Source organism: Candidatus Leptofilum sp. (assembly GCF_965223285.1).
In the GTDB taxonomy this organism is placed as follows: domain Bacteria; phylum Chloroflexota; class Anaerolineae; order Promineifilales; family Promineifilaceae; genus Leptofilum.
The window spans coordinates 2,063,776-2,076,897 of record NZ_OZ244997.1 but is presented as its reverse complement, the minus strand read 5'-3'; the positions used below and the strand labels follow the sequence as shown (position 1 = coordinate 2,076,897).

Below are 13,122 nucleotides of genomic sequence, written 5' to 3'. Positions count from 1 at the left end.
CACTATTGGTTTATAGACGGCCGTTGTGACCCAAGGCCATTTTCATATTCGGTTAGGCTAAATCAGGCAGTCATATTTGTAAATATGAATGAATATAGTGACGAGCAGTTAATGGCACTTGTAATGAAGCAAGATGTTGCTGCTTACAAGGTACTCTACGAGCGGTACAAGCGTTCGGTCTTAGGGTTATCGTATAAGATTTTAGGAGACAAGGCAGCGGCCGAAGAGGTGATGCAGGAAACGTTTTGGCGCATCTGGCACAATGCAGCTTCATTTAGCACAAAGCGGGGGTCGTTTCCCAATTGGATGTTTGGGATTGCGCGCAACTTGTCAATTGACATTGTACGGCGGGGGCAAAAAATCAAAATGCAGGCGTTGCCTGATATGCACCACGAACTGGTAGAGTCTAGTGCGCAGTTCAAGGCTGATCACAATGTCGCCGATGCTGCCATGATGATTTTCCGGCATGAACAGGTTCACCTGGCCATGACTTCGCTGCCAGAGGAGCAGCGTAACGTGGTCGAGTGGATATATTTTCAGGGCAAAACGCGGCGCCAAATCTCCGAAGAACACAATATCCCCTTTGGCACGATCAATACGCGCGCCCGCCTGGCGTTGGATAAATTAAAGCGTGCTCTAGAGGCACAAGGGTTTGAGGAATAAAATGAACGAGCAAATTGAGGAGCTGCTCGCTGTTTATGCTTTGGGCGGATTATCGCCCGAAGAAGAAGCTGAGGTAGAAGCGTACATTGCCGAAAACCCACAGGCTGCGGCCATGCTGGAAGAGGCCTATGCTTCGGCCGCCTTGCTGCCCTATACGGCACCCCCGCTCGAGCCATCGCCAGAGGCGGAGGCGGCTTTGTTTGCCCGCATTGAGGCGGATGTGGCCATACATGAAGCACCTCAGCGGCAAACGGCCGTTTCTCCCAAACGCGTTGCTCCCCCAAAACCCACTTTTTGGGATAGTGTACGCGCCTTTTTTAGCAACCCAGTGGTAACGGCCGTTACTTTAGGAACGGCCGTCTTCCTGCTCATTTGGGGCTTATCGCTTAGTCGGCAGATAGATGGACTGAACCAGGACGTACAGCAGCTTACCTCAGAGAACAACACCCTCCGCACCGATTTCGATGCCTTGAATAGCGAAAACCTCAGCCTCACCGCGCGTGTAGCTGAATTACAAGCTGCCAATCAGGCACTGGATCAGCAAATTGACGATCTGGCCCAAAATAATACTGAACTGATTGCTACCAACAACACGTTAGAAATTGAGATGAATCAAATAGCTGTTGATCTGGAAGAATTGCAAGCGTACAGTGCGGCTCTGGAAAATGAACTGACCAATGCGTTGGCGGATCGGCCGTTTGACTCCTCTTCAATTTATGCTGTGACCCTGCCAGGTACAGAAAATCAGCCAGAAGCATCTGCTCAAATTGTGATCGATCCTGAAACGAATACAGCCTTGCTTATCGTAGATGGAATGCCAGCTTTGCCAGAAAATTCTGTCTATCAGGTATTGCTTATTCGCGGTACGGAACATGAAACGGCCGAAACCTTCCGCGTGGACACAGATGGAGAGGGCGTATTGTTAGTTAATTCGACTGAGCCACTGCAATCTTTTGACTCTATCGGCGTTTCTATTGAACCAGAAGGCGGCAGCGTACAGCGCACAGGGGATATTGTTTTGTTAGGTAGTATCATTAATTGATTTGTTGGGACCTTGTTGAATAAGTGAAAGAGGTGGCTTGCGGGGCAAGCTGCCTCTTTTTTGCTTCTGGCTATTATTATGAAACGTTGCTCAGCGAATACGGCCGTTTCCCCTTAACTTTTAGAACATTTGTAAGGTCTACGGTATAATTTACGTCAGTTGTCTAATGTGGATTTGTCCTTGACCAATGACTGTTACTGAAGAAATTAAAAGTCGGCTTGATCTGGTAGATATTGTTTCTGAGAGCGTTTCTTTGCGCCGCTCAGGGCGAAATTACGCTGGCTTTTGCCCCTTCCACCAAAACACCCGTACCCCTGCCTTTTTTGTCTTCCCAGAAACCCAAACGTGGCGCTGCTTTGGTGCCTGTGCCGAAGGTGGCGACCTGTTTTCTTTCGTGATGAAGAAAGAAGGATGGGAGTTCAAAGAAGCATTGAAAAACATGGCTCAGCGGGCAGGCGTAACCCTGGAAGAAGCCAAACCAGTCAACAAAGAAAAGCAAAAAGCGCAAAACAAGCAAGCAGGCCTGCTCCAGGCGGCTTCGGATTATTTTCATCAGCTCTTTTTGCATGCACCCCAAGCAGAAGGTGCCCGGCAATATGTGGCGCGGCGCAGTCTGAATGAGGAAACAATTGCCCACTTTGCGCTGGGCTTTGCCTTAGACTCCTGGGATGCCTGTCGCTCTCACTTTAACATGCAGGGATACAGCGACCAAGAGCTGCTGGCGGCGGGTTTGCTCACAGAAAATCCAGACAAAGGTACCAAGTACGACCGCTTTCGCAACCGCCTAATGATACCTATTCGGGATGTAGACGGCCGTATCGTCGGTTTCGGCGCACGCACATTGGAAAAAGACGGCATTCCCAAATACCTTAATTCACCGCAAACAGCCCTCTTCGACAAAAGCCATCTGCTTTATGGGCTAGATGGTGCCAAGCGCGGCATTCGGGAAGCGCGACAGGCGGTGATTGTCGAAGGGTACATGGACGTGATGCAAGGGTGGCAGGCGGGCTTTCGTAATATTGTAGCTCAGATGGGGACCGCATTGACGGAACAGCAGCTGCGCTTGCTAAAGCGGTACACCAAGCAGTTTGTACTGGCGCTGGATGCCGACGCTGCCGGTGCCCAGGCGACGCTGCGCAGTTTGCAGGTGGCGCGCGAGACCCTGGACCGCGATGTAGAAGTAAAGTTTGATGCACGCGGCCTTGTTCATCATGAAGGGCGGCTACAGGCAGATATTCGCGTTATCACTATGCCAGAAGGCAAAGACCCAGACAACATCATTCAGGAAAATCCTGAGGATTGGCCCAAGCTGGTGGCGCAGGCCAAGCCAGTGGTGGCGTATGTAATTTCTGTAGCGACCGCTGGGTTGGATATGAATGATGCCAAGGCGAAAACGGCCGTTGCCCAACAAGTTCTCCCCCTCATTAAAGACATTCAAGACCCCATTGAACGGGATCACTATTGGCAACAGTTGGCACGCACGCTACGTATTGATGAGCGGGCGTTGCGGCAAATTCGTCTGCCAGAAAAGCCCCGGCGAACCGTACGGCGTGAAGAAACGGCAGCTCCTACCTCAAAACCGATCCAAACTGGCAAAAAAGGTCATGCTGGCTGGGCAACAGTCCCCAAAAAAGGGCGCAGCGGCGTCAGCCCCATTGCCACCGACATGCGCCAGGCAGATTTTTTGCACCAAATAATTCGGTTACCCAACCTGGTATTGCGCGTGAACCAGAAGTTGCAAGAGTGTGGCCAGACGAAGGTGATGGATGACGATTTTCTGCTGGCAGAAGACCGCGCCATCATGCGACAAATGTACCATTTAATAGGTGCTTCTCCGGTTGTCACGATTGATGAATTGTGGGATAGTCTAGAACAGACGCTTCAAAATCGGTTGAAGTTCTTGCTGACATTACCCCAATCACCAGAAACTGAGCTTGAGCGTATTTCCGATACCCTTGTCTTATCTGTGCTGGATTGGCGTCTGGCTAAGGTGCGGCAGTTGTTGAGCGAGGTAAAGCATTTGCTTCATGAGGCGCAAAGCGAAGGCGACAGTGAGGCTTTGGCTATTTACCAGCAGCAGCTGCGCGAGTTGCCTGTAGCTGTCTTGCAGCTCAACAAAGCCAGAGATGCCATGTCCGCCACCAGTCGTCGCCGGGCAGAAGATGCGTTGAACGGCCGTTTTTGAAGCCACAAATAACATCAATAAGCAGTGTCCGATTCATATCATAAAGTAAAATCACATCGCTCAAAGTGTGCAAAGCCTTAATAACCATCGGGTTAGGAATATAAGCAATGGATTTATCTCAATTAGATAATAATTTCGAAGAAAATATCGAAGATGAAGACGAGAACGAAGCAGAAGTTATTGATATTGAAGCGTTGGTAAAACAAGCCCGCCGCTCTCGTGAAATTAATGAATCCGATGTGCAAGCGTTGCTCGCCTCAGCAGATGAGGAACAGGCGGAGCGGCTATACGCACGTTTGCAGAAACTGAACATTCGTATCGTCTCTGACAAAGGGGAAACGCTGGATGATTTCAGCGAATCTTCTCGCTTGCTTAGCGACCCTGACGAAGAGGACGCCAAAGAAGAAACGACGTCTTACCTTACCGGCACCGTTGAAGACGATCCTGTGCATACGTACCTCAAAGAGATTGGGCAAGTTCCACTGCTCACAGCCGATCAGGAGATTTGGCTTTCTACTCAATTGACAGCCGCTTCCGTGCTGGATCGCCTGAACAATGATGTCAACCAAGATGGTGCAGATTCCGAAGAGGAAGTCGATTTCCTGGCCATGAATGCAAACTACGTCAACTTGCTGGAAAATTGGCAAGTGGTTGAAGAAGCGCGCCGGGTGCTAGGCGTAGAGGGCATTGATGTCTTGGCGTTCATTGAAGAGGCACGTGACCTTCGCCGAGGCTGGCGTACCCAGGAACGCTCTTATCTGCGTCAATATCTCAACAACGGTAACTGGGGGCAGGATGACGCCTGGACAGATTTGGCTCAATCTTGTTTTCATATGTTTACGGCCGTTTACCTTTTACCGCTCGATATTTCTCGTCGCGTAGCCGGTGAATACAAAGCCAACAACCAGTTTCCCCCGTCAGACATTTTCCGTGAATGGTTGTCTGAGGATATGGTAGGCTTGAAATATAATGAATTTATGGTTTACGAGTTGGCCGAAGAAGCCAAAGTCAACCTGACCGGGGCGAACCTGCGTCTGGTAGTTTCTGTGGCCAAACGGTACATGGGACGTGGCATCCACCTGCTCGATCTGGTGCAGGAAGGGAACGTTGGGTTGCTTCGCGCAGTGGAGAAGTTCGACCATACCAAAGGGTACAAATTCAGTACGTATGCAACCTGGTGGATTCGTCAGGCGGTGAGCCGTGCCATTGCCGACCAGGCTCGCACCATTCGCATTCCGGTGCATATGTTTGAAACCATCAACAAAATTGTCAAGCTCCAGCGCGACCTGGTGCAGCAGTTAGGTCATGAGCCTAGCGACGAAGAGCTGGCTCTAGAACTCGATTACCTGACGCCAGAGGAGTCGGAGGCGATCAAGCAAGCGATTAAAGATGACCAAACCATCGATCCGGTGCTGAATCGGAAGTGGAAGCAAGCTGTCTCCAAAATTCGGGACATCAAGCGCATCTCCATGGATCCGATGTCGTTAGAATCCCCTGTGGGCAACGAGGATTCTACAGAATATGGCGATTTCATCCCTGATGAGAGTGCCCAGGAGCCGGTTGATGCTGCTTCTAAAGAGCTGCTCCGCGAGCAAATTCGCAACGTGCTTGGCTTCTTAAGCGAACGCGAACGTGAGGTGCTAGAAATGCGCTTCGGCCTGAACGATGGCAAGGACCATACCTTGGAAGAGGTGGGTCGCAGCTTTGGCGTCACGCGTGAGCGTATTCGCCAAATCGAAGCCAAGGCATTACGCAAATTGCGGCATCCCAGCCGAAGCAAGGCTTTACGGGATTATTTGAGCTAACCCTGCTGTAATCTTCCCCAAAATAGAGCCCAATGGCTGGAAACGGCCGTTGGGCTTTTTCTTAAAATTTGCGCAAAATAATCAACATATGAAGGTGCTATTCTCCCCCTTCTTGCACCTGCCCCTTGTTGCTCCCCCATATCGCTTGTGATAGAATGCACATAGATCAAATGGGAAGAAAAAACATATCGCTACAAAGTATTTTCAGCCAATATTTTTCAAAATTGTGATACAGATCACCCAGGCATGAGTAGCTTACCTTATGGAAAATAATCCTGTATTAGTTGAATACCTCCCCATCGCTGTGCTTATTGGCATAGCCCTCTTTTTTGCGGTATTGCTCCCGGTATTGTCCTTAAATTTAGGCCCTAAACCAAAAGAAAATGCCCGCAGCAAAATGATTCCCTATGAATCTGGTATTGTTGCCATAGGTGAGGCTCAACGACGCTTGCCCGTAAAATTTTACCGCATTGCGGTTCTGTTCATTCTATTTGATGTTGATATTATTCTTCTCGTGCCCTGGGCTGTTACCTTTCGCAAATTGGGCCTATACGGCTTAGCTGTCATGGGTATCTTCATGTTGCTATTCATCCTTGGTGATGTTTGGGTTTGGAAGAAAGGAATACTGGAATGGGAATAGAACAAAAACTTGGAGATATGGGTGTTATCACCCTTCGTTTAGAAGATTTGGTCAATTGGGGGCGCACCAATGCCATGTGGCCTATGCTTTTTGGCTTAGCCTGTTGTGCCATCGAAATGATGTCCTCACAAGCCTCTCACTATGATGCTTCCCGCTTTGGGATGGAGCTAAACCGTCCTTCCCCCCGCCAATCAGATTTAATGATTGTGGCTGGTCGCGTATCGCGCAAGATGGCACCTGTCGTTCGCCGCCTCTATGACCAGATGCCAGAGCCTAAATGGGTGATTGCTATGGGCGATTGTGCATCTTGTGGTGGCATATTTAACAACTACGCCATTGTGCAAGGTGTAGACGAAATTGTACCAGTTGATGTGTACGTGGCAGGTTGCCCGCCTCGCCCAGAGGCCCTCATTGACGGCTTCATGACTTTGCACGAAAAAATTCGTGGCGAAAAACTCACAGACCACGCTTAAAATCAGAGAATCACTCTGGAGATGAACGAGTATGAACGCTGATCAACTTGTTGTTGAGAAGATTAAAGCTGCTTTCCCCAACGCCATTGAGGACAGTAACGATTTTCGGGGCGAACAAACGCTGTATATTCGCAAAGACAAAGTGAAGGCTGTTTGCCAACTGCTGAAAGCAGACCCGGGTTTAAGCTACAAATTTCTTTCAGATATTTGTGCAGACGACTTCTTGCCAGATTTTCCTCGGTTTGCCGTCAATTACCATCTCTATTCATACGATAACAATCATAGGCTGAGATTACGCACCTGGGTAGAAGACCCAGAAGATGGGCCGGAAACGGTCGCCTCTGTTTGGGCAATTGCTACGTGGTTGGAAATGGAAGTTTGGGATTTGATGGGCATTCGTTTTAAGGGCAATGACAGCCTTCGTCGCCTTTTCTTACCAGAAGATTGGCAAGGGCATCCATTGCGTAAAGATTATCCGCTTGGATATGAAGAGGTTCAATTTTCCTTCAATTGGCAAGAAATCGACGCCAAGAAGCCATATGCTGAAGAGTAAGCTGCACAGATTTTTCATAAGAGGCTGATTATGACCATTCCCTCTGGTAGTGACACCATCCAAGAGTTAACTGTAGAAGAACTTCGGGCCAAAGTAGGCACCGGTATGGAAATTGAGAATGCTGAAGAGCATATGCTTCTCAGCATGGGGCCGCAGCATCCCAGTACCCATGGCGTTCTTCGCTTGCTGGTTGAGTTAGATGGCGAGAACATTGTCAACTTGGCCCCGGATATTGGCTTCTTGCACACCGGTGTTGAAAAGAGTATGGAATCCAAAACCTTCACCAAAGCATTGGTGATGACGGATAGGATGGATTACCTCTCACCGATGTCCAACAATTTGGGGTATGTTTTGGCAGTCGAGAAGCTGCTGGGAGTTGAGGCAACCCCGCGTGCTCAAACAATTCGCATCATTCTCACTGAATTGGCACGCGTTGCCAGCCATTTGGTTTGGTTGGGTACCCATGCCCTGGATTTGGCGGCGATGTCGGTCTTCCTTTACTGCTTCCGCGAGCGCGAATACATTCTGGATTTGTTTGAAATGGTCGCTGGCCAGCGGATGATGGTGAGCTATTTCCGCCCTGGTGGGTTGTGGCGGGACGTGCCAGAAGAGTTTGAACCAGCCGTGCGGCAATTTTTGGACTTTTTCCCGGCAAAGATTGCGGATTACGAAGCCCTTTTGAAGAACAATCCTATTTTCCTGGATCGCACGAAGGGCATTGGTGTGGTTTCGGCTGAACAGGCGATGGATTGGGGATTGACTGGCCCGAGTTTGCGTGGCTCTGGCGTAAATTGGGATATTCGCAAAGCACAGCCCTATATCGGCTACGAGACATATGAGTTTGACGTGCCCGTGGAAACAGATGGGGACGTGTATGCGCGTTATCGCTGCCGCATGAAAGAAATGTGGGAAAGTTTACGGATTATTCAGCAGGCGATGGATCGCTTGCCTGAAGGGCCAGTGAACATTGATGACCGCAAAATTGTGCCGCCGCCTCGGTCGGAATTAGGGCACAGCATGGAAGCGGTGATTCACCATTTTAAGCTGTGGACAGAAGGGTTTAGCGCACCTGTTGGGTATGTGTACCAGAGCATAGAATCGCCCCGTGGTGAGTTTGCCTGTTATTTGCGCGGCGATGGTGGACCAAAACCCGCAAGAGTGCATTTCCGCACGCCCTCTTATGTGCATGTGGCATCGCTGCCGATCATGTCCAAAGGGTTGTTTGTGGCGGATTTGGTTTCGATTATTGGTTCAATTGATATTGTTTTGGGTGAAATTGACCGGTAGTAATCGGTAGGTAAAAGAGTATGTTGCTTCAAGAAAAGTATCCTGAAGAAATTAAAGGGATTTTAGCGCGATTCCCGAATAAGAAATCGGCCGTTTTGCCACTGATGCATTTAGCGCAAGAAGCGTATGGCTTTACAAGTCGGGAAGCCATGCACGACGTGGCAAATGTTTTAGATTTAGATCCGACGCATGTTTTATCACTGGCTGGATTTTACACTTTGTATTACGAGGAACCCGTTGGCAAGTACGTGCTGGAGGTTTGTAACGATTTGGCGTGCGCCTTGCGTGGGGCGGATGAGTTTGTGGAGATGATTTCGCGCAAGCTGGACATTCCGGTTGAGGGTACGACGAACGATGGGTTGTTTACACTAAAGACGGTGATGTGCCTTGCTGCCTGCGATCGTGCGCCTATGCTGCAATGCAATCTGAAATTTGAAGAAAACCTGGACGAGGAAAAGTTCGACCAGTTAATTTCTCGTTTACGGGCAGAGGCAGCATCGGACAACCCAGAACCGTCAATTGTTGAACAGATTTCTGCCTATGCCAAATAGGTTTGGCACTTTTTTGATTGGGGTTGAGTAATGACTCATATTTTATTGCGTAACCGAGACATTGAAAATATACACAAACTGGACGTCTACCGGGCAAATGGTGGTTATGAGGCGTTGCAGAAGGTGTTGAATGAGTATGAGCCGGGCGAAGTTATTGATATTGTCAAGGCGTCTGGCTTGCGGGGGCGTGGCGGTGCTGGCTTTCCCACTGGATTAAAGTGGAGTTTTATTCCCAAAGCATCAGGCGATAAATATATTGCGGTGAACTCTGATGAGTCTGAGATGGGCACGTTTAAGGATCGGGCGTTGCTAGAGCATAACCCACATCAGGTGATTGAAGGTGCCATGATTGCGGCTTACGCAGTGGGGGCGCAGACGATCTACAATTATATGCGTGGCGAATTCATGGGAATTGGCCACCATATGGAAGAAGCCGTTCGTGATTGTTACGAAGCTGGTATTTTGGGCGACAATATTTTTGGCTCTGATTTTAGCTGCCAGATGCATAACTATTTTGGCGCAGGAGCCTATATTTGTGGTGAAGAAACGGCACTTCTAAATTCGCTGATGGGAGAATTAGGTCAGCCGTGGACGCGGCCGCCGTTTCCGGCCGTTGAAGGGTTGTATCAAAAACCTACGGTGGTAAACAATACGGAAACGATGGCCAATGTGCCGCCAATCTTGCTGAACGGTGCCGATTGGTATCGGTCTATTGGTACAGAGCAAAGCCCTGGCCCCAAGATTATGTGTCTGAGTGGGCATGTGAAGAATCCTGGCACGTACGAGGTGGAGATGGGGATGCCCTACCGTGAATTGATCTATGGTGAGCAGTATGGCGGTGGTATTTTAGGCGACAAGCAGTTTAAGGCACTATTGCCCATTGGTGGGTCTGGGCCAGTGGTGGTGGCAGATGCGCTGGATGCACCTATTACCTATGAAGGATTGAAGCCGTTTGGCTCTGATATGGGGTCTGGCTCTGTGGTGGTGATGGATGAAACGGTGGATATGGTGTGGGTAGCCATGAAGCTATCTCACTTTTTTAAGCATGAGTCGTGTGGCAAATGTACGCCTTGCCGTGAAGGTACATTCTGGATGGATAAGCTGATCACCAGATTGTATAAGGGGGAAGGCTCTCAGGAAGATTTGGATGTTTTACGCAGCGTTGCCAGTAAGATTGGGGGCAGAACGCTGTGTGCGCTGGGTGATTTTGCCACAAGCCCTGTGTTGGGTACTTACAAGCATTTTGCCAATGAGTATGAAGCTAAGGTAAAAGCTGGGCAACGGGACACGGCCGTTCCCACCCCAACAACTGACTAATTAAATGTAGACAATAATCCCTCTGGAAGAGGAAATGTATGAGTGACCAAGTTACATTGACGATTGACGGCGTGGAGCTAAGCGTGCCCAAAGGGACGCTGGTGGTTGACGCTGCCAAAATGATTGACAATCCCATTCCGGTGTTTTGCTACCATCCCAAAATGGAGCCGGTGGGGATGTGCCGCATGTGTTTAGTAGAAATTGGCCTGCCAGTGCGCGACCGCGCCACAGGCGAATTGGTTCTAAACGAGGACGGCACGCCGCAGGTGAACTTCCGTGGGCTACAAACGGCCTGCACGGTGGCAGTAAGTGAAGGGATGGTGGTGCGCACAACCACAGAGCCGGTTACCGAAGCACGGGAAGACGTGATTGAATTTTTGCTCACCAGCCATCCGCTGGATTGTCCCGTTTGCGACAAAGGGGGCGAATGTCCGCTGCAAAACCTGACAATGGAACATGGCAAAGGTACCAGCCGCATGGATTACAGCCTGAAGCTGAAGCTGGACAAGCATGTGCCGCTGGGCGAACTGATTTATCTGGATCGAGAACGGTGTATTCAGTGCGGCCGTTGCGTGCGCTTCCAGGATGAGATTGTGGATGATCCGGTGATTCATTTTCACAATCGGGGGCGCAGCCTGGAAATTGTGACCATGTCTGACCCTGGCTTTGACTCGTACTGGAGCGGCAACACCACCGATATTTGCCCGGTAGGGGCATTGACCACGGCCGATTTCCGTTTTGGGGCACGGCCGTGGGAACTAACGCCCGTTGCCACACTCTCGCCACACTCGCCATCTGGTGCCAATATGACCTTTAGCACGCGGCGAGAAGCAAAATCGGGCGGCCGTTCCGTGATTAAGCGGATCATGCCCCGGCAAAATGAGCAGGTTAACGAGATTTGGATTTCGGATAGAGATCGCTTTGTCCACCATTTTGCCGACGCGCCAGATCGGTTGAAGAAACCGCTGATGCGTAAAAATGGCGAGTTGGTTGAGGTAGAGTGGAACGAAGCGCTGGATGCGGTGGCCGGACGGTTGCAGCAGAATGGTACGGCCGTTGCCGGACTCAGCGGCGATCGCGTCAGCAATGAAGATATGTTCCTCTTCCAGAAGCTCATCCGCCAAGGGCTAGGCAGCAACAACATAGATTTAGCCAACCGACGGCTGGCTGGTGGCGATGTAGTTGCCAAAGTAGGCATTAGCCAGGGCAGCAACCTGCTCAATTTGGGGCAGGGAGATGCCATAGTGGTGGTTGCTAGCGATCTGCATGAAGAAGTGCCGGTTTGGTGGCTGCGCGTGAAGCAAGCGGCCGAACGGGGCGCTGTGGTGGTGGTTTTGAACTTGCGCCCCACACGGCTTGATCAATGGGCACGCCACGTTATCTATTACCAGCCAGGGCAGGCGGTTACCACCCTGCGCCAACTGGTGAATGATGCTAAAGTGGCCGCCGCCGATGCCGACAACAGCCCCATTAAGGCGGCGGCTGATGCGATTGTGCAGGCCAACAATGTGGTCGCTTTTTATGGCGCAGAAGGGCTTACCTACAAAGAAACGGACGCAGTGGCCAAGCTGCTGGCCAACCTGCTGTTGATTAAAAATGAAGAGGCACACGCCGGACGGCCGAACAACGGTCTGATTCCGGTGTGGCCGCACAACAATACGCAGGGCGCCTGGGATACGGGCATTCATCCCGAACTAGAGCCGGGGTACAAAGCTGTGGCCAATCCGGGCATGAACGCGGCTGAAATTTATACGGCGGCTGAGAATGGCGACTTGAACGCCTTATTTATTCTGGCGGCAGACCCCATCGGCGACGGGCTGCTGGCTGACCGGGGCAAGCTGGACTTTTTGGTGGTGCAAGAGCTGTTTCTGACGGAAACGGCCGCACAAGCCGACGTGGTGTTGCCTGCACAAAGCTGGGCGGAGCGTGAAGGCACCTTCACGAATGGTGAACGTCGAGTGCAGCGGTACTATCCCGCCATTCAACCCAGCGGCGACGCCCGCCCCGACTGGCAAATTTTGGCTCAGATTGGCGAGCGCGTCGGTTTGGAGAAGCCTGCTTTTGCGGCCAGCCTTGTCTTCCGTGATCTGGCCAAAGCCGTGCCACAGTACAAAGCAATGGATTATCGCGCCCTGGCCAAGGTAGAAAAGCAGTGGCCAGATGTCGGCGGTGACGATCTGTATTACGGTGGCAACGCTTACGAAAATCGGGTTGGTTTAGGGATGCAGTGGGCGGTTGAGGCAGAATCCGGCGATGTGGAACATTTTGATGTCCCCGATGTGGCTACTGATGCGCCAGAAAAGGTAGCTGTGGTGCGAACGGCCGCACTCTTCACCCCAGGCACGCTTATCAACCACACCGAACTGCTGGCAGACCGGATGGCCAAACCGACACTTATCCTGCACCAGGCAGATGCCGCCTCCATGCAGCTAACCACTGGTGAAAGCGTCATGATCGACGTGAACAACCAGCCAATGGCAGCACAGATTCGCGTGAGTGAGGATGCGCCAGAAGGGGTTGCCCTGTTGCGTGGTGTGCCTTACCAAGCAGGATTCGTCGAGCTAAAACTGCGGCAAACCGCAAATTAGAGTAACGAGAGGAAACGT

The 13,122-nt window shown here is 50.8% G+C and carries 10 protein-coding genes and 2 pseudogenes; all 12 read left to right on the top strand.

From position 1 onward, the window contains the following. Positions 1–84 precede the first annotated feature (84 nt). The 12 genes and pseudogenes from ACOQPU_RS09640 to nuoG all read left to right on the top strand — a co-directional run bounded on the left by ACOQPU_RS09640 (position 85) and on the right by nuoG (position 13,104). The gene (locus tag ACOQPU_RS09640) at positions 85–663 is read left to right on the top strand and encodes an RNA polymerase sigma factor (RefSeq protein WP_420644902.1); all 579 of its coding nucleotides are present in this window, start codon (positions 85–87) and stop codon (positions 661–663) included. A 1-nt stretch (position 664) separates the two neighbouring features. Beyond that, complete coding sequence (locus tag ACOQPU_RS09635) at positions 665–1,705, top strand: anti-sigma factor domain-containing protein (RefSeq protein ID WP_420644901.1); 1,041 nt, start codon at positions 665–667, stop codon at positions 1,703–1,705. 187 nt (positions 1,706–1,892) lie between these two features. Continuing rightward, complete coding sequence (gene dnaG, locus ACOQPU_RS09630) at positions 1,893–3,890, top strand: DNA primase (protein WP_420644900.1); 1,998 nt, start codon at positions 1,893–1,895, stop codon at positions 3,888–3,890. A 107-nt stretch (positions 3,891–3,997) separates the two neighbouring features. Beyond that, positions 3,998–4,396 (top strand): annotated as a pseudogene (locus ACOQPU_RS09625) (sigma-70 factor domain-containing protein); the annotation flags it as partial. Between the two features lie 489 nt (positions 4,397–4,885). Beyond that, positions 4,886–5,695 (top strand): annotated as a pseudogene (gene rpoD / locus ACOQPU_RS09620) (RNA polymerase sigma factor RpoD); the annotation flags it as partial. Positions 5,696–5,957: 262 nt separating this feature from the next. Continuing rightward, entirely contained in the window at positions 5,958–6,335 is a 378-nt protein-coding gene (locus tag ACOQPU_RS09615; RefSeq protein ID WP_420644899.1) for an NADH-quinone oxidoreductase subunit A, read from the top strand. Next, the gene (locus tag ACOQPU_RS09610) at positions 6,326–6,808 is read left to right on the top strand and encodes an NADH-quinone oxidoreductase subunit B (protein WP_420644898.1); all 483 of its coding nucleotides are present in this window, start codon (positions 6,326–6,328) and stop codon (positions 6,806–6,808) included. Before ACOQPU_RS09615 ends, ACOQPU_RS09610 begins: the two co-directional genes overlap by 10 nt. Positions 6,809–6,839: 31 nt before the next feature. Continuing rightward, a complete protein-coding gene (locus ACOQPU_RS09605; protein WP_420644897.1) occupies positions 6,840–7,361 on the top strand; it encodes an NADH-quinone oxidoreductase subunit C in 522 nt (173 codons plus the stop codon). A gap of 105 nt (positions 7,362–7,466) precedes the next feature. Further along, positions 7,467–8,648 carry an NADH dehydrogenase (quinone) subunit D gene (gene nuoD / locus ACOQPU_RS09600; protein WP_420645821.1) on the top strand — a complete coding sequence of 394 codons (1,182 nt, stop codon included), beginning with the start codon at positions 7,467–7,469 and terminating at the stop codon, positions 8,646–8,648. Positions 8,649–8,668: 20 nt separating this feature from the next. Then, on the top strand, positions 8,669–9,199 hold the full coding sequence (gene nuoE / locus ACOQPU_RS09595) for an NADH-quinone oxidoreductase subunit NuoE (RefSeq protein ID WP_420644896.1): 531 nt from the start codon (positions 8,669–8,671) through the stop codon (positions 9,197–9,199). Between the two features lie 30 nt (positions 9,200–9,229). After that, entirely contained in the window at positions 9,230–10,516 is a 1,287-nt protein-coding gene (gene nuoF / locus ACOQPU_RS09590; protein ID WP_420644895.1) for an NADH-quinone oxidoreductase subunit NuoF, read from the top strand. 38 nt (positions 10,517–10,554) lie between these two features. Continuing rightward, entirely contained in the window at positions 10,555–13,104 is a 2,550-nt protein-coding gene (gene nuoG / locus ACOQPU_RS09585; protein ID WP_420644894.1) for an NADH-quinone oxidoreductase subunit NuoG, read from the top strand. Positions 13,105–13,122 lie beyond the last annotated feature (18 nt).

What these genes read in the sequence shown, in the direction of transcription:
- ACOQPU_RS09640 (WP_420644902.1), top strand. Translation starts at nt 85, where the DNA reads ATGAATGAATATAGTGACGAGCAGTTAATGGCACTTGTAATGAAGCAA.
- ACOQPU_RS09635 (WP_420644901.1), top strand. Translation starts at nt 665, where the DNA reads ATGAACGAGCAAATTGAGGAGCTGCTCGCTGTTTATGCTTTGGGCGGA.
- dnaG (WP_420644900.1), top strand. Translation starts at nt 1,893, where the DNA reads ATGACTGTTACTGAAGAAATTAAAAGTCGGCTTGATCTGGTAGATATT.
- ACOQPU_RS09615 (WP_420644899.1), top strand. Translation starts at nt 5,958, where the DNA reads ATGGAAAATAATCCTGTATTAGTTGAATACCTCCCCATCGCTGTGCTT.
- ACOQPU_RS09610 (WP_420644898.1), top strand. Translation starts at nt 6,326, where the DNA reads ATGGGAATAGAACAAAAACTTGGAGATATGGGTGTTATCACCCTTCGT.
- ACOQPU_RS09605 (WP_420644897.1), top strand. Translation starts at nt 6,840, where the DNA reads ATGAACGCTGATCAACTTGTTGTTGAGAAGATTAAAGCTGCTTTCCCC.
- nuoD (WP_420645821.1), top strand. Translation starts at nt 7,467, where the DNA reads ATGGAAATTGAGAATGCTGAAGAGCATATGCTTCTCAGCATGGGGCCG.
- nuoE (WP_420644896.1), top strand. Translation starts at nt 8,669, where the DNA reads ATGTTGCTTCAAGAAAAGTATCCTGAAGAAATTAAAGGGATTTTAGCG.
- nuoF (WP_420644895.1), top strand. Translation starts at nt 9,230, where the DNA reads ATGACTCATATTTTATTGCGTAACCGAGACATTGAAAATATACACAAA.
- nuoG (WP_420644894.1), top strand. Translation starts at nt 10,555, where the DNA reads ATGAGTGACCAAGTTACATTGACGATTGACGGCGTGGAGCTAAGCGTG.